The 14,516-nt window shown below is 73.2% G+C and carries 12 protein-coding genes and 1 pseudogene; 7 read left to right on the top strand and 6 right to left on the bottom strand.

What is annotated here, in order from left to right; genetic code table 11:
* Positions 1-707: 707 nt before the first annotated feature.
* The 3 genes and pseudogenes from ACFXDE_RS37880 to ACFXDE_RS37870 form a co-directional block, all read right to left on the bottom strand.
* A pseudogene (locus tag ACFXDE_RS37880) lies at positions 708-1,844 on the bottom strand (diguanylate cyclase domain-containing protein); the annotation flags it as partial.
* 309 nt (positions 1,845-2,153) lie between these two features.
* On the bottom strand, positions 2,154-3,278 hold the full coding sequence (locus ACFXDE_RS37875; RefSeq protein ID WP_380439106.1) for an adenylate/guanylate cyclase domain-containing protein: 1,125 nt from the start codon (positions 3,276-3,278) through the stop codon (positions 2,154-2,156).
* Positions 3,279-3,449: 171 nt separating this feature from the next.
* A complete protein-coding gene (locus tag ACFXDE_RS37870; RefSeq protein WP_380439104.1) occupies positions 3,450-4,343 on the bottom strand; it encodes a biotin--[acetyl-CoA-carboxylase] ligase in 894 nt (297 codons plus the stop codon).
* A gap of 233 nt (positions 4,344-4,576) precedes the next feature.
* Here ACFXDE_RS37870 and ACFXDE_RS37865 point away from each other — a divergent pair, with 233 nt between their 5' ends.
* From ACFXDE_RS37865 to ACFXDE_RS37850, 4 genes are all read left to right on the top strand, one after another.
* Complete coding sequence (locus tag ACFXDE_RS37865; RefSeq protein WP_380439102.1) at positions 4,577-6,166, top strand: acyl-CoA carboxylase subunit beta; 1,590 nt, start codon at positions 4,577-4,579, stop codon at positions 6,164-6,166.
* Positions 6,167-6,207: 41 nt separating this feature from the next.
* Complete coding sequence (locus tag ACFXDE_RS37860) at positions 6,208-6,429, top strand: acyl-CoA carboxylase epsilon subunit (RefSeq protein WP_380498889.1); 222 nt, start codon at positions 6,208-6,210, stop codon at positions 6,427-6,429.
* A gap of 289 nt (positions 6,430-6,718) precedes the next feature.
* The gene (mmpB, locus tag ACFXDE_RS37855; RefSeq protein ID WP_359972850.1) at positions 6,719-6,844 is read left to right on the top strand and encodes a morphogenic membrane protein MmpB; all 126 of its coding nucleotides are present in this window, start codon (positions 6,719-6,721) and stop codon (positions 6,842-6,844) included.
* A 162-nt stretch (positions 6,845-7,006) separates the two neighbouring features.
* Positions 7,007-7,606, top strand: a complete 600-nt coding sequence (locus tag ACFXDE_RS37850) for a nucleoside triphosphate pyrophosphatase (RefSeq protein ID WP_380439098.1) — start codon at positions 7,007-7,009, stop codon at positions 7,604-7,606.
* Positions 7,607-7,645: 39 nt separating this feature from the next.
* Here the strand turns inward: ACFXDE_RS37850 and ACFXDE_RS37845 are convergent, their stop codons facing one another.
* Positions 7,646-8,404: an alpha/beta hydrolase gene (locus tag ACFXDE_RS37845; protein ID WP_380498888.1), complete on the bottom strand. Its 759-nt coding sequence runs from the start codon at positions 8,402-8,404 to the stop codon at positions 7,646-7,648.
* A 98-nt stretch (positions 8,405-8,502) separates the two neighbouring features.
* On the opposite strand from ACFXDE_RS37845, the gene ACFXDE_RS37840 reads away from it, so the two are divergent.
* Together ACFXDE_RS37840 and ACFXDE_RS37835 are read left to right on the top strand one after the other, a co-directional pair.
* Positions 8,503-9,252: a hypothetical protein gene (locus ACFXDE_RS37840; RefSeq protein ID WP_380498887.1), complete on the top strand. Its 750-nt coding sequence runs from the start codon at positions 8,503-8,505 to the stop codon at positions 9,250-9,252.
* 220 nt (positions 9,253-9,472) lie between these two features.
* Complete coding sequence (locus ACFXDE_RS37835) at positions 9,473-11,248, top strand: acetyl/propionyl/methylcrotonyl-CoA carboxylase subunit alpha (RefSeq protein ID WP_380439092.1); 1,776 nt, start codon at positions 9,473-9,475, stop codon at positions 11,246-11,248.
* Positions 11,249-11,318: 70 nt separating this feature from the next.
* Here ACFXDE_RS37835 and ACFXDE_RS37830 read toward each other — a convergent pair whose 3' ends face one another.
* The gene (locus ACFXDE_RS37830) at positions 11,319-12,275 is read right to left on the bottom strand and encodes a DeoR/GlpR family DNA-binding transcription regulator (RefSeq protein WP_380439110.1); all 957 of its coding nucleotides are present in this window, start codon (positions 12,273-12,275) and stop codon (positions 11,319-11,321) included.
* A gap of 236 nt (positions 12,276-12,511) precedes the next feature.
* Positions 12,512-13,966: an NAD(P)H-quinone dehydrogenase gene (locus tag ACFXDE_RS37825; protein WP_380439090.1), complete on the bottom strand. Its 1,455-nt coding sequence runs from the start codon at positions 13,964-13,966 to the stop codon at positions 12,512-12,514.
* Between the two features lie 78 nt (positions 13,967-14,044).
* Between ACFXDE_RS37825 and ACFXDE_RS37820 the strand changes: the two genes are divergently transcribed.
* Positions 14,045-14,482 carry a gamma-glutamylcyclotransferase gene (locus ACFXDE_RS37820; protein ID WP_359972865.1) on the top strand — a complete coding sequence of 146 codons (438 nt, stop codon included), beginning with the start codon at positions 14,045-14,047 and terminating at the stop codon, positions 14,480-14,482.
* Positions 14,483-14,516: the final 34 nt, after the last annotated feature.

Genomic DNA, 14,516 nt, shown 5'->3' with positions numbered 1-14,516 from the left:
AGAGTCGGCAGTCGGAAAATCATCCAGCCCCCGGAGCGGCCACCCCCGCAGCCACCCCCGGCACCCCCCACCCACCCGAAAGCCCACGACCCCGCCCCAAGCCCCGCGCAGCGGAACCCTCAAACCCCCGGCGGCGAAGCCGGCCCCGAAAGCGCCACCGCCACCAACGCCCGCATCACACAAGCCGCCTGCCCCAGAGGAAGCGTCGCATCATCCGCGAACAGCTCCACGAGCCAGCCACCCGCCGGATTCTGCCCACCCGCCGCGACCATCCCCCGGTAGCCGGAGACGACGAGCATCGCCTCCTCCGCCGGGTCGTTGCCGGCCGCCCCCGCCCGGAGGGCAAAGGCACCGCCCCGGACGGCCCGTCGAGTCATCGGGTAGTGCCGGAGATCGAAGACCGCGTCCGGGGCCTCGATCTGGGCGCGCTGGGTCTCGGCGCGGGTGCTGCTGGGCCCGCTGGTCATCCGGTAGACGGCGTGCTGGGCGGTCCGCATCAGCTGGGACCCCGGCGGCACGTACGACACCCACCACCCCACCGCGTCCAGCAGCCGGGCGGCGGCCTCGGCGACGACCGCGAGTTTGCCGAGGGTGTCGGCACTGTGGACGGCGCGGGCGGCACCGTGCTGGTCGAGGGCGGACAGGACGGCGGTGAGCAGCTGCCCGGGGTCGGCGCTGTGCGCGGCACCCCGGAACCGCCGCCGGTCGCCGTTGCCGATCCGCCCGCCGATCCGCCCGCGCCCGTCCGCCCGGTGGTGGGGGTCGGCGGCGTCGGCCAGCAGCACCGTGGGGTCGGGCGAGAAGCCGGGCCCGTGGCTGCGCCCGGCGACGACGGGGTGGGCGGCGCGGGCGGCCTTGGCCCGGTACTGGGCGGCGTCGGCGAGCCGGAAGAGGCGGTCGGGGGTGGTGACGGGCCCGATGGAATCCCCCGTCGAGGCGACCCCGCACGCCACCCCCTCGCCCTCGGACAGCGCCAGCGCCCGCGCGCACAGCTCCTCGGCGACGGCCACGACCTCGTCGGCCTTCTGGCCCTCCGCGAGCAGGCAGAACTCGTCGCCGCCGAGCCGGGCCGCGAGGCTGCCGGGCAGTTTGGCGGCGGCGAGCGACAGCTGGTGGGCGAATCGTTCCAGCAGGCGGTCGCCCATTTCGTGGCCGAGCTGGTCGTTGACCCGCTTGAGGCCGTTGACGTCGCACACGACCAGCGACACGACGGTGTTGTCCCGGTTGTGCGCCTCCAGGGCGCTCTCCAGCCGGGCGTCCACCGCGCGCCGGTTGGCGAGACCGGTGAGCGGGTCGGAGAAGGCGAGTTTGCGCAGGTCGGCGAGGCGCTCGGTCTGGGCGAGCCCGGCCGAGACCTGGGCGGCCAGCAGGGTGGCGTAGTCGGCGTCGGCCTCGGTGAACTCGGGCATCCCGGTGGCCCGGGCCAGGTAGAGCTCGCCCCAGGCCTGCCCGTGCAGGACGATCGGCGCGACGACGCAGCAGCCCCGCCCGCGCCGGCGCAGCGCCGCGGCGCGTTCCTGGCAGTACGCGCCGGCGGTGGGATGCACGTGACCGGCGTGGGGTTCGCTGTTCTCGGCGGTCTGCAGCCAGGCGCGCGGCAGCCGTCCGGTGGTCCAGCGTTCCTCCAGATAGGTGACGATCTCCGGGAAGTCGGCGACGGGGTAGGACTCGTCCTCGGGCTGTTCCTCCTCGCCGGGGGCGAGGTCGCCGTGGTTGACGAGGACCCGCAGCCGCCCGGACTCGCGGTCCCAGACGGAGACGGCGGCCATGGTGGCGCCGAGCGCCTCGGTGGCGCGGGCGGCGGCGGCGCGGACGGCCTCCAGGGGGGTGAGCGCCCCGGCCATGTCCTGGGCGAGCTCGACCACGGACTGCAGTCGCAGGTCGGGCAGGGCGGCGGGCCGCCCGGAGGCGTCGCAGTCGCAGCCGCGGTCCGTCATGGTCGCCTCACTGCTCACCGGCTCGCCCCGCTCCCTGTGCCCGGTCCTACCGAGGGCAGCCGCACGCGTACCGGCCGCTGCACCAAGACTATGGCGACTTCACCCGGTTATGCCCCGTTTCGACCCACACACCGGTCGCCCGTTCGACGGCAACCCCCCGGCCCCAGCCCCAGCCCCAGCCCAAGCCCCGCCCCCGGACGGCCCGACTCCCGTCGGCTACTCCGGCTTGAGCCGCCGCGACAGCAGCCACGGCTCGACCAGCCCGAGCCCCCGCACCGGCCGCCGCCACATCGGCTGCAGGTGGAAGCGGTGCCCGGAGTCCGGCGAGGGCAGCGGAAGCCCGGAGGCGGGCATCCCGGCGGCGGCCGAGAGCGCCTCGGCGAGGCCTGGCCCGTCCGCGTCGGGCGGGGCGACACTGCCGTTCTGCTCCAGCGCGGCGGCGAACTCGCCGTCGATCAGCACGGCGTCCTTGGGCGCGATGGAGGTGAGCCGGCTGGCCAGGTTGACGGTGGTGCCGAAGACGTCGCCCATCCGGGAGGTCACGGTGCCGAAGGCCATGCCGACCCGCAGCGCGGGGATGGTCTCGTCCTCGGCGAGCGCGTCGATCAGGCCGAGCGCGATCTCGGCGGCGGTCACCGGGTCCTCGGAGACGTAGAGGATCTCGTCGCCGAGGGTCTTGATGACCCGGCCGCCCTGCCCGGCGATCAGGTCGGAGCAGGTGTTCTCGAAGGTCTCGACGAGCTCGCCGAGTTCCTCCTCCTCCAGCCGCCGGGAGAGGCGGGTGAAGCCGACCAGGTCGGCGAAGCCGACGGCGAGCCGGCCGCTGGTGATCTCGTGGTCCTCGGCGGCCTGCACGACCCGCCCGGTGACGGCGGCCAGCTGGCGCCGCCAGACGTAGACGAGGAACTGCTCCAGCTCGGGCAGCAGCAATTCGACCAGTGGGTAGGCGACCTCGGCGCGGGTGAGGCCGGGCTCGACGGACTGGGTGAGGTTCTCCAGGAAGGTGTCCATCTGCCAGCCGGCCAGCCGTGCCGTGGTCTGCCCGGTGGAGCGGGCCACCTGGATCGCCATCGACTCGCTGAGCAGGCCGGACTCGACCAGTCCGGCCAGCCGGCGCAGCGCGATCACGTCACCGTCGGTGAGGGCCCGGGACTGTCCGATGTCGGGGAAGCCCATCGCCCGCCAGAAGCGGGTGGCCAGCTCCATCGGGACGTCGGCGGCCCTCGCGGCCTGGTAGGGGGTGTAGCGGCGCGGTGCGTCCAGGATCAGGCGTTCGAGTTCGAGCGCGACCGTCTGGTCGTGGCTGTCCGCCGTCCCGCCGTTGCTGCCGTCCTCTGCCACCGGTCCGTCCCCGTGCGGTCGCCGCACTTGCCTCGTGTCCTACCTGTCCGGGCGCCCGCCCGCCACCCGGGCGGACAGTGGCGCGCCTCACACCGCTGCCAGGTGGAATGTTCGCACGGAATCGCGTGATCCGGGGCATCCGCCCGGGTCAAGGAGAGGTGAAGATGCCGTTCAGCGGGGTTCGGGGCGCACGTGGACGACGTCCCCCGCGCCCACCGCACGGCGCGCGCCCTCCGGCGTACGAACCACCAGCCGCCCGTCGCCGTCGATCGCCACGGCCTCCCCGGTGAGCTCGGTGTCGCCCGGCAGGTGCACCTTGACCTGGCGGCCGAGCGTGGTGCAGCGGTCGACGTAGGCGCGGAGCAGGTCGCTCGCGTGCGGGTCGCCGGCGGCGGCCGTCCAGTCGCCGTAGAGCTCGGCGAACTCGCGCAGCAGGGCGCGCAGCAGGGTGGAGCGGTCGGTGACGGCGGCGCCGGCCAGGGCGAGCGAGGCGGCGGTGGGGACGGGCAGCTCCTCCTCGCGCAGCGTGACGTTGAGGCCGACCCCGGCGACGACGGCGCCGCCGCTCAGTTCGGTCAGGATGCCGCCGAGCTTGCGCTCGGCGCCGTCGACCTCGACCTGGAGGTCGTTGGGCCACTTCAGCCCGACCTCGACGCCGGCGACCCGGTCCAGGGTGCTGGCCACGGCGACGCCGACCAGGATCGGCAGCCAGCCGTACCGCTCGACCGGCACCTCCTCGGGGCGCAGCAGGACGGAGAGGAACAGCCCCGAGCGCGGCGGCGCCGTCCACTGCCGGTCCAGCCGACCGCGCGCGGCGCTCTGCGCCTCGGCGACCAGGACGGCGCCCTGCGGCGCACCGGCCAGGGCGCGGGCGGCGAGGTCGGTGTTGGTGGAGCCGGTCTCGGTGACGACGTCGAGCGAGGTCCACAGCCCTCCCGGGAGCACCAGGTCCCGGCGCAGCGCGTCCTCGTCCAGCGGCGGGCGGTCCAGGTCGGTCCACGGTGACGGCCCGGCGTGGCCGAAGCCGCGGAGTCCACTGCGGCGGGGGGTCTCGGGTGCGCTCATGGGAACGACCCTAGACGGGCCCGACGGCCCACGCCGTCCCATCGTGCCGCAGAACGGCCGTCAACAAAACTGTGTCGCTGACCATAACGGCCGGGCGTTACGTCTGGCCCTCCGTGCTGGCTACGCTACCCAACGGTAGTTCGCAGCGCCGCCCTGCCCTCCTGTGCGGGCCCCCGTTCCGGTCCGCGCGCACTCGAACAGGTCGCGGCCCAGGATCAGGGAGAGCCACCGGAATGACCGAGGCCCCGTACGACCCCCACACCACCGCGGGCAAGCTCGCCGACCTGCGGCGCAGGATCGACGAGGCGGTGCACTCCGGCTCCGCCAAGGCGGTGGAGAAGCAGCACGCCAAGGGCAAGCTGACGGCCCGGGAGCGGGTCGCGGAGCTGCTGGACGAGGACTCCTTCGTCGAGTTCGACGAGTTCGCCCGGCACCGCTCGACCAACTTCGGGCAGGAGAAGAACCGCCCGTACGGCGACGGCGTGGTCACCGGCTACGGCACCGTCGACGGCCGCCAGGTCGCCGTGTTCGCCCAGGACTTCACCGTCTTCGGCGGCTCCCTCGGCGAGGTCTTCGGCGAGAAGATCGTCAAGGTCATGGACTTCGCGCTGAAGACCGGCTGCCCGGTCATCGGCATCAACGACTCCGGCGGCGCCCGGATCCAGGAGGGCGTGGTCTCGCTCGGCCTGTACGGCGAGATCTTCCGCCGCAACGTGCACGCCTCCGGCGTGATCCCGCAGATCTCGCTGATCATGGGCCCCTGCGCCGGCGGCGCGGTGTACTCCCCCGCGATCACCGACTTCGTCGTGATGGCCGACCGGACCTCGCACATGTTCATCACCGGCCCGGACGTCATCAAGACCGTCACCGGCGAGGACGTCGGCATGGAGGAGCTGGGCGGCGCGCGCACCCACAACACCAAGTCGGGCAACGCGCACTACCTGGCCACGGACGAGAAGGAGGCGATCGAGTACGTCAAGAGCCTGCTCTCGTACCTGCCCTCCAACAACCTCTCGGACCCGCCGTCCTACCCCGAGCAGGCGGACCTCGACATCACCGACGAGGACCTCGAACTCGACACGATCGTGCCGGACTCGGCGAACCAGCCGTACGACATGCGCAAGGTGATCGAGCACATCGTCGACGACGGCGAGTTCCTGGAGACCCAGCCGCTGTTCGCCGGCAACATCATCACCGGCTTCGCCCGGGTCGAGGGCCAGTCGGTGGGCATCGTCGGCAGCCAGCCGATGGACCTGGCCGGCTGCCTGGACATCAACGCCAGCGAGAAGGCCGCCCGCTTCATCCGCACCTGCGACAGCTTCAACGTCCCGGTGCTGACCTTCGTCGACGTGCCCGGCTTCCTGCCCGGCACCGAGCAGGAGTGGGACGGCATCATCCGCCGCGGCGCCAAGCTGATCTACGCCTACGCCGAGGCCACCGTGCCGCTGATCACCGTGATCACCCGCAAGGCCTTCGGCGGCGCCTACGACGTCATGGGCTCCAAGCACCTCGGCGCCGACCTCAACCTGGCCTGGCCGACCGCCCAGATCGCGGTCATGGGCGCGCAGGGCGCGGTCAACATCCTGCACCGCCGCGAGATCGCCGAGGCCGAGGCCGCCGGCACCGCCGAGGAGAAGCGGGCCGAGCTCATCGCCTCGTACGAGGACACCCTGCTCAACCCGTACCTCGCGGCCGAACGCGGCTACGTGGACGCGGTGATCGCGCCGAGCGAGACCCGCCGCCACATCGTCCGCGGCCTGCGGGCGCTGCGCGGCAAGCGCGAGGTGCTCCCGCCGAAGAAGCACGGCAACATCCCCCTGTAGGTCCACTGCCCAGAACAAGGCCGTAGCGAGAGGATTGAGCCATGGCCCCGATCCACGTGCTGCACGGGCAGCCGACCCCCGAGGAGCTGGCCACCGTCCTGGCGGTGGTCCAGGCCCGGGCCGCCGCCGCGCAGGCCGCCGCCGAGGCGGCGCGCCGGGCGGGCGTCGGCCCGGCCTCCCCGTGGAACGACCGCGCCCGTCTGCACCGCCCCGCGGTCCGTCCCGGCGTCAACGCCTGGCGGACCTCCGGCTGGGCGGGCTGAGCACGCGCAGCACACCATGAGGAGTGGGGAGTCGGCCGGGCCCGCATACCACACCATAGCATGGAGCGAGCACACCCCCCCGCGCCCCAAACCTTGTGGTGTGGTATGCGGGCGGGGCCGAATTCCCACTCCTTTCCTTGTCGCGAGCACTCCGCCCCTTGCCACGGACGCTCCGTTCCGGCCCGAACGACCGGCTCGAATTTCCGGCCCGGAGTTCCGGCCCGAATCGCCCGGAACCTGAGTACGGATACTCAGGCGCCCCGCCCGGCCCGCGGCGCACCCTGGAAGGGTGCTCTGGTCAGACCCCCGCGACGAGCCCTCCCCCGAGGCCCGCCGGGTGCAGGAGAAACTGCACCGCGCCGGCCGTGTGCTCGCCGCCTACCTCCTCGTGATCGCCGTGCTGCTCCTGCTGTGACCACCGCGGCGCCCCGCGAAGATCCCGCGAGGACCTCCCGCGAACCCTCGCGGGAAGCCTCGCGACGACCCTCACGGAGAGCCTGCGGACAGCCCCCGGAGACCCTGCGAAGACCGCCGTTCACCCGAACGGCCGACACCACGACCCCCTACCCTGGTGGGCATGACCGACCAGCGCGCCCTCGTCCTCGCCTCCGCCTCCCCCGCCCGCCTCGGGCTGCTGCGCCAGGCGGGCCTCGACCCGCGCGTGGTGGTCAGCGGCGTCGACGAGGACGCCATCACCGCCGCCACCCCGGCCGAACTCGCCCTCGTCCTCGCCGAGGCCAAGGCCAAGGCGGTCGCCGCCGAACTCACCGGCGGCGAGCTCGTGATCGGCTGCGACTCCGTCCTGGAGCTCGACGGACGGGCCCTCGGCAAGCCCACCGACGCCGCCGACGCGCTCGCCCGCTGGCAGTCGATGCGCGGCCGCTCCGGCGTGCTGCGCACCGGCCACTGCGTCATCGACACCGTGACCGGCGAGCAGGCCTCGGCCACCGCCTCCACCACCGTCCGCTTCGGCACCCCGGACGACGCCGAGGTCGCCGCCTACGTCGCCTCCGGCGAACCGCTGCACGTGGCCGGGGCGTTCACCCTGGACGGCCGCTCCGCACCGTTCATCGAGGGCATCGACGGCGACCCGGGCAACGTCATCGGCCTCTCGCTGCCGCTGCTGCGCACCCTGCTGGCCGACCTCGGCGTCCGGCTGGTCGACCTCTGGGTCTGACGGCCCGGGCGGACCTCCGGGCCACCGGCCGGTCCGCACTCACTGGGCCGGGACGTTCTGCGCCAGGAAGGCCAGGACGTCGTTCAGGGCGCCGTCGGCGAGCAGGTCGGCGCCGTGCCGGGAGCCCGGGTAGATCTTGAGGGTCTTCGCGGGCGACACCGAGGTCGCGTACAGGTCCTTGGCGTCGCCCGCGAACGGCGAGTCGTCCTGCTCCGCCGCGAAGAACACCGGGGCCTTGATCTTCGCCACCGCGACGAGCGCGCGGTCCCCCTCGTAGTTGGCCGGGCCGCTCAGTGAGACCACCGCCGCCACCGGCAGCGGGGTCGACCGCTCGGCCGCGGCCTCCAGCGAGCCGGTGCCGCCCTTGGAGGCGCCGATCAGGACCGCCCTGGTGATGCCCTTCCCGCCCAGCCAGGTCAGCGCCGCCGGGACGTCCCGCGCCGGGCTGCCCGGCTCCTCGGTGGCGAGCACGGCGTACCCGGCCGCGGTGAAGGCCTTCAGGTAGGGCACCCAGTCGCAGATCGAACCAGCGAGCTGGTGCGAGAAGAACAGCGCGACCTTGGCCGTTCCGGCGTCCGACTGCTGGAAGTACCCGGGCCGCACCCCGGACACGGCCGGCACGTTGATGCTGCCCGTCCGGTTCTGTTCCTCGGTGAGGCACCCGAATCTTCGCGCCGGATCCGCCGTCGAGGTCGGCGCACTGGGCGACACCCTCGATCCCACGCTCTGGCACCCCGCCGCCACGAGCACCGCCAGTACGGCCGCCGCGACACCCAACTTCCCCGTCTTTACCGTCATTTGGCGAACGCTAGGGACCTCCCGCTGCACCGTCAATGGTCCGGACGGGCGCCCCCGGCTAGGCTGTCCGCCGTTTCGAACGGGGAGGGACGGCGCCGATGACCGACAACGTGCTCAACGTCGTACTGGGCCTGGTGGCGAGCGCCATCAGTGCCGGGCTCGGCTGGCTCGCCCAGGCACTGCGGCGACGCCGCAGGGTGGAGCGGGTGCGGGCCTTCTTCGGCCTGCCCGCCGGCGGCGAGTGCCTGATCGTGGTGAACCGGCACGCCTCCGCGCCCAGTTCGAGGAGCGTCGCGCGCAACGACGTGTACGCCCTCATGGAGCTGGCCGCGCTGGTCAAGGAGTGCGGCGCGCGGGCCGAGCTGGTGGCGCACGACGAGGTCCGCCAAGGCCTCGGAGACAAGGGCGAGTTCTGCATCGGCGGCCCGAGCAGCAACGAACGGACGGCGGCCCACCTGGCGTCCTGGCTGCCGGGGGTCGAGTACGTCCCGGCCCCGGGCGGCCACGTGCCGGTGCTGACCGTGGGCAGCGCGGAGTTCCGGCACGAGGACGAGACCGAGCCCGGCGGCGGCCATTCCTTCGCCCTGCTCGCCCGGCTGCACCCGACGGCCGGCGACCGGCCGACCTTCCTGGTCGCGGGCCAGACCGCCGTCTCCAACCACGCCGCCGTCCGCCACCTGGTCGCCAACCACCGCAAGCTCGCCCGGCGGCACACCGAGGACGGCTCCTTCGTGCTGGTCCTCAAGGTCGTCAACCCCAAGGCCTACGGCCCCGATGTCGTCGAAGTCGCCGCCGACGTCACCGCCGACGCCCTGCGCCGGAGCGCCCGGACCCCGGCCACCGCGTGAGTGTGGCCAAGCCCACCGGCCCGCCACGCCGCCGCGCCACGACCGCGCCGTCACCGGGCCGCGCCCGCCCCGACCGCCCCACCTGCGCGGACGTCCGGGAGGCCGTCCACCGGCCCGCGAAACAGATCACCGTCCGTGTGGGATAGTTCACAACCTGGGGCTACTCGCCGGTACTGCCCAGGAATCCATAAACTCAACGAGGTTCAAGAAGGGAGCCACAGTGCGCAAGGTGCTCATCGCCAACCGCGGGGAAATCGCCGTCCGCGTCGCCCGGGCCTGCTCGGACGCCGGTATCGCCAGCGTCGCCGTCTACGCCGAGCCGGACCGGGATGCGCTGCACGTGCGCGCGGCCGACGAGGCTTACGCGCTGGGCGGTGACACCCCGGCCACCAGCTACCTGGACATCGCGAAGGTCCTGAAGGCCGCCGAGGACTCGGGCGCGGACGCGGTCCACCCCGGTTACGGCTTCCTGTCGGAGAACGCGGAGTTCGCCCAGGCCGTCCTCGACGCGGGTCTGACCTGGATCGGCCCGCCCCCGCAGGCCATCCGCGACCTCGGTGACAAGGTCACCGCCCGTCACGTCGCGCAGCGCGCCGGTGCCCCGCTGGTCGCCGGCACCCCCGACCCGGTCTCCGGGGCGGACGAGGTCGTCACGTTCGCCCGGGAGCACGGTCTCCCGGTCGCGATCAAGGCGGCCTTCGGCGGCGGCGGCCGCGGCCTCAAGGTCGCCCGTACGCTGGAGGAGATCCCCGAGCTGTACGAGTCGGCCGTGCGCGAGGCCGTCGCGGCGTTCGGCCGCGGCGAGTGCTTCGTCGAGCGCTACCTCGACAACCCGCGTCACGTCGAGACCCAGTGCCTGGCGGACAAGCACGGCAACGTCGTGGTGGTCTCCACCCGCGACTGCTCGCTGCAGCGCCGCCACCAGAAGCTCGTCGAGGAGGCCCCCGCGCCGTTCCTCACCCCCGAGCAGAACGCCGAGCTGTACCGCGCGTCCAAGGCCATCCTCAAGGAGGCCGGCTACGTCGGCGCCGGCACCTGCGAGTTCCTCGTCGCGCTGGACGGCACGATCTCCTTCCTGGAGGTCAACACCCGTCTGCAGGTCGAGCACCCGGTGACCGAGGAGGTCACCGGCATCGACCTGGTCCGCGAGATGTTCCGCATCGCCGACGGCGAGGAGCTCGGCTACGGCGACCCCGAGGTGCGCGGCCACTCCTTCGAGTTCCGCATCAACGGCGAGGACCCGGGCCGCGGCTTCCTGCCCGCCCCCGGCACGGTGACGCTGTTCGCCCCGCCGTCCGGCCCGGGCGTGCGCCTGGACTCGGGCGTCGAGACCGGCTCGGTCATCGGCCCCGCCTGGGACTCGCTGCTGGCCAAGCTGATCGTCTCCGGCCGCGACCGCAAGCAGGCCCTGGAGCGCGCCCGGCGCGCGCTGAACGAGTTCAAGGTGGAGGGCATGGCCACCGCCATCCCGTTCCACCAGGCCGTCGTCACCGACCCGGCGTTCGCGCCCGAGGTGCACGGCAGCGAGGGCCCGTTCACGATCTACACCCGCTGGATCGAGACCGAGTTCGACAACACGATCCCCCCGTTCGCCGGCGCGCCCGGCGAGGGCGAGGAGGCCGAGGGCCGCGAGACCGTCGTCGTCGAGGTCGGCGGCAAGCGGATCGAGGTCTCCCTGCCGTCCTCCCTCGGCGTCTCGGCGGCCCCCGCCGCGGGCGCGACGGGTGCGGCCAAGGCCAAGCGCCGGGTGGGCGCGAAGAAGGCCGGCTCGGCCGTCAGCGGTGACACGCTGGCCTCGCCGATGCAGGGCACGATCGTCAAGGTCGCCGTCGAGGAGGGCCAGGTCGTCGCCGAGGGCGAACTCATCGTCGTCCTGGAGGCGATGAAGATGGAGCAGCCCCTCAACGCCCACAAGGCCGGCACCGTCGTCGGTCTCAAGGCCGAGGTCGGCGCGAGCGTCAGCAGCGGCGCCGCGCTCTGCGAGATCAAGGACTGACACTCCGTCAACCGACCGGTCCGTACGCCCCCCGCGGGTGTGCGGACCGGTCGCGTTTCACCCGCAGGTGTCACCGCCCGCGCGGGACGCCCAGTTCGGCCAGCCGGACCTGCATCCCGCCCGGCCCGGCCGGGCCGCCGTGCGCCCCGGGCCGGCGCTGGCCGGGCAGCGGGGCGCCACCGGGCGGCGGGGCGGCCCGGCGCGGCAGCGGGCCGGGCTGGGTCTGGTGGACGGGCCCGCTGCCGGTGCCGTGCACCGGGGCGTCCCCGCTGGGGGCGGCGCCGAGCGGCGCCAGGTCGATCTGCACCCCGCAGTCGGCGAGGGCGTCCAGCTCGCGCGCCGAGGCGTCGTCCGAGGTCGCGTGCTCGTCGGTGACCAGCCGGGTGATGGTCTCGGTGGGCACGGTCTGGAACATGGTGTCCGCGCCGAGCTTGGTGTGGTCGGCGAGGACGATGACCTCGGCGGCCGACTGCACCAGCGCCCGGTCCACGCTCGCGGACAGCATGTTGGTGGTGGACAGCCCGCGGTCGGCGGTGAGCCCGCTGCCGGAGATGAAGGCCTTGGACACCCGCAGCCCGTGCAACGACTGCTCGGCACCGCTGCCGACCAGCGCGTAGTTGGAGCCCCGCAGGGTGCCGCCGGTCATCACCACCTCCACCCGGTTGGCGTGCGCCAGCGCCTGGGCGACGAGCAGCGAGTTGGTGACCACGGTCAGGCCGGGCACCCGGGCGAGCCGGCGGGCCAGCTCCTGGGTGGTGGTGCCGGCGCCGACGACGACCGCGTCGCCCTCCTCCACCAGCCCGGCGGCGAGGTCCGCGATGGCGCTCTTCTCGGCCGCGGAGAGGTGGGTCTTCTGCGGGTAACCGGGTTCGCGGCTGAAGCCGCCGGGGAGCACCGCGCCGCCGTGCCGGCGGTCGAGGAGCCCTTCTGCCTCCAGCGCCCGTACGTCCCGGCGCACGGTCACTTCGGAGGTCTGGACGACGCGGGCCAACTCCCGGAGCGAGACCGCTCCGTTGGCGCGCACCATTTCGAGGATCAACTGGCGACGTTCTGCTGCAAACACAGAACCGACGGTAACCTGCGTGACCGTCTGCTTTCAGGCGTTTGCAGCTAGTAGCGGGAAATGCTCACGCACGAGCGGCGCGTGACCGTACAATACGCGCCGTCAATGACCCGGGACTGCGCCCGCCGTCCGGGTGAGGGCCGCGCGCGCGAAAAGGGCGGCCACCGATCGGTGACCGCCCCCAACTGTGCGCCGGATGCTCAGGATTCGCCCTCGGCCCGCTTGCGGATGTGCAGCTGCCGGGCGGCCTCGGCGGTCGAGCCGGACACCGACGGGTAGACGGTGAAGGCGCTGGCCACCTGTTCGACGGTCAGATTGGCGTCCACCGCGAGGGAGATCGAGTGGATCAGCTCGCTCGCGCGCGGGGCGACCACGACGCCGCCGACCACGATGCCGGTGCCCGGACGGCAGAACAGCTTCACGAAGCCGTCCCGGATGCCCTGCATCTTCGCCCGCGGGTTGCCGCGCAGCGGCAGCTTGACCTCGACCGCGTCCATCTTGCCGCACTGCACGTCGGCGGCGGTGTAGCCGACGGTGGCGATCTCCGGGTCGGTGAAGACGTTGGAGGCGACGGTCTTCAGGTTGAGCGGCTGCACCGCGTCGCCGAGCGCGTGGTACATCGCGATCCGGCCCTGCATGGCCGCCACCGAGGCGAGCATGAAGACGCCGGTGCAGTCGCCGGCCGCGTAGACGCCCGGGGCGCTGGTGCGCGAGACCCGGTCGACCTGGATCTGGCCCCAGTCGTTGAGCTTGACCCCGGCCTCCTCCAGGCCCATCTCGGCCGTGTTGGGGATCGAGCCGACCGCCATCAGGCAGTGCGTGCCCTCGATCACCTTGCCGTCGGCGAGGGTGACCTCGACCCGGTCGCCGATCCTCTTGGCGCTCTCGGCCCGCGAGCGGCCCATGACGTTCATGCCGCGGCGGCGGAAGACGTCCTCCAGCACCTCGGCGGCGTCCGGGTCCTCGCCCGGCAGCACCCGGTCACGGCTGGACACGAGGGTCACCTTGGAGCCCAGCGCCTGGTAGGCGCCGGCGAACTCGGCGCCGGTCACACCGGAGCCGACCACGATCAGCTCGCGCGGCAGCTCCTCCAGGTCGTACACCTGGGTCCAGGTCAGGATCCGCTCGCCGTCCGGCTGCGCGTCCGGCAGCTCGCGCGGGTGGGCGCCGGTCGCGATCAGCACCGCGTCGGCGCGCAGCGAGTGCACGGTGCCGTCGGGGGCGTCCACGAGCACCTCGCGGGAGCCGTCCACGGCCTGCCCGCCGGCGCCGAGCCTGCCCCGGCCGCGCAGCACGGTGACACCGGCACGGGTGACCGACTGGGTGATGTCGTGGGACTGGGCGATCGCCAGTCGCTTCACACGGCGGTTGACCTTGCCCAGGTCCACGCCGACGACCTTGTCGCCGTGCTCGCGCGCGGCCCCGTCCCGGGCGACGGTGATCCCGAGCTCGTCGTAGGAGCTGTCGAAGGTGGTCATCACCTCCGCGGTCGCGATCAGCGTCTTCGACGGAACGCAGTCCGTGAGCACCGCCGATCCGCCCAGACCGTCGCGGTCGACGACGGTCACCTCCGCGCCGAGCTGAGCGGCGACGAGAGCCGCCTCATAGCCGCCGGGTCCGCCACCGATGATCACGATCCGAGTCACGCTCACCATTGTCCCGCACGCCCAGAGCACTGCCACGCCGGGGTACGGGCTTCTGTGCGATCCCCCAGTCGCCGTAGTCTGGCCCGCATGCCCCTTTACGCCGCGTATGCCACGAACCTCGATGCCCGGCAGATGACCCGCCGCGCCCCGCACTCCCCGTTGCGCGGAACCGGCTGGCTGGACGGCTGGCGGCTCACCTTCGGCGGCGAACAGCTCGGCTGGGAGGGCTCGCTGGCCACCGTCGTCGAGGACGAGAAGGACCAGGTCTTCGTCTCCCTCTACGAGATCGCGCCGATGGACGAGGAGGGCCTGGACCGCTGGGAGGGCGTCCAGCTCGGCATCTACCGCAAGATCCGGCTGCGCGCGCACACCCTGGACGGCGACATCCCGGTCTGGACGTACGTCCTCAACGACTACGAGGGCGGCCTGCCCGCGGCCCGCTACCTCGGCCTGATCGCCGACGCGGCGGAGAGCGCCGGCGCCCCGGACGACTACGTGATGGACCTCCGCCGCCGGCCCTGCTGACCCGCCCCGCGGGACACCCCGGGGACCACCGGAG

Source organism: Kitasatospora sp. NPDC059408 (genome assembly GCF_042751525.1).
Classification (GTDB): domain Bacteria; phylum Actinomycetota; class Actinomycetes; order Streptomycetales; family Streptomycetaceae; genus Kitasatospora.
The sequence above is the reverse complement of the archived record's forward strand: the minus strand, read 5'-3'. Positions and strand labels throughout refer to the sequence as shown.

Excerpts from the sequence above, each read along its gene's own strand:
- ACFXDE_RS37840 (WP_380498887.1), top strand. The coding sequence starts at position 8,503 with ATGACCGACAACGTGCTCAACGTCGTACTGGGCCTGGTGGCGAGCGCC.
- ACFXDE_RS37860 (WP_380498889.1), top strand. The coding sequence starts at position 6,208 with ATGGCCCCGATCCACGTGCTGCACGGGCAGCCGACCCCCGAGGAGCTG.
- ACFXDE_RS37825 (WP_380439090.1), bottom strand. The coding sequence starts at position 13,966 with ATGGTGAGCGTGACTCGGATCGTGATCATCGGTGGCGGACCCGGCGGC.
- ACFXDE_RS37865 (WP_380439102.1), top strand. The coding sequence starts at position 4,577 with ATGACCGAGGCCCCGTACGACCCCCACACCACCGCGGGCAAGCTCGCC.
- ACFXDE_RS37870 (WP_380439104.1), bottom strand. The coding sequence starts at position 4,343 with ATGAGCGCACCCGAGACCCCCCGCCGCAGTGGACTCCGCGGCTTCGGC.
- ACFXDE_RS37850 (WP_380439098.1), top strand. The coding sequence starts at position 7,007 with ATGACCGACCAGCGCGCCCTCGTCCTCGCCTCCGCCTCCCCCGCCCGC.
- ACFXDE_RS37830 (WP_380439110.1), bottom strand. The coding sequence starts at position 12,275 with ATGGTGCGCGCCAACGGAGCGGTCTCGCTCCGGGAGTTGGCCCGCGTC.
- ACFXDE_RS37820 (WP_359972865.1), top strand. The coding sequence starts at position 14,045 with ATGCCCCTTTACGCCGCGTATGCCACGAACCTCGATGCCCGGCAGATG.
- ACFXDE_RS37845 (WP_380498888.1), bottom strand. The coding sequence starts at position 8,404 with ATGACGGTAAAGACGGGGAAGTTGGGTGTCGCGGCGGCCGTACTGGCG.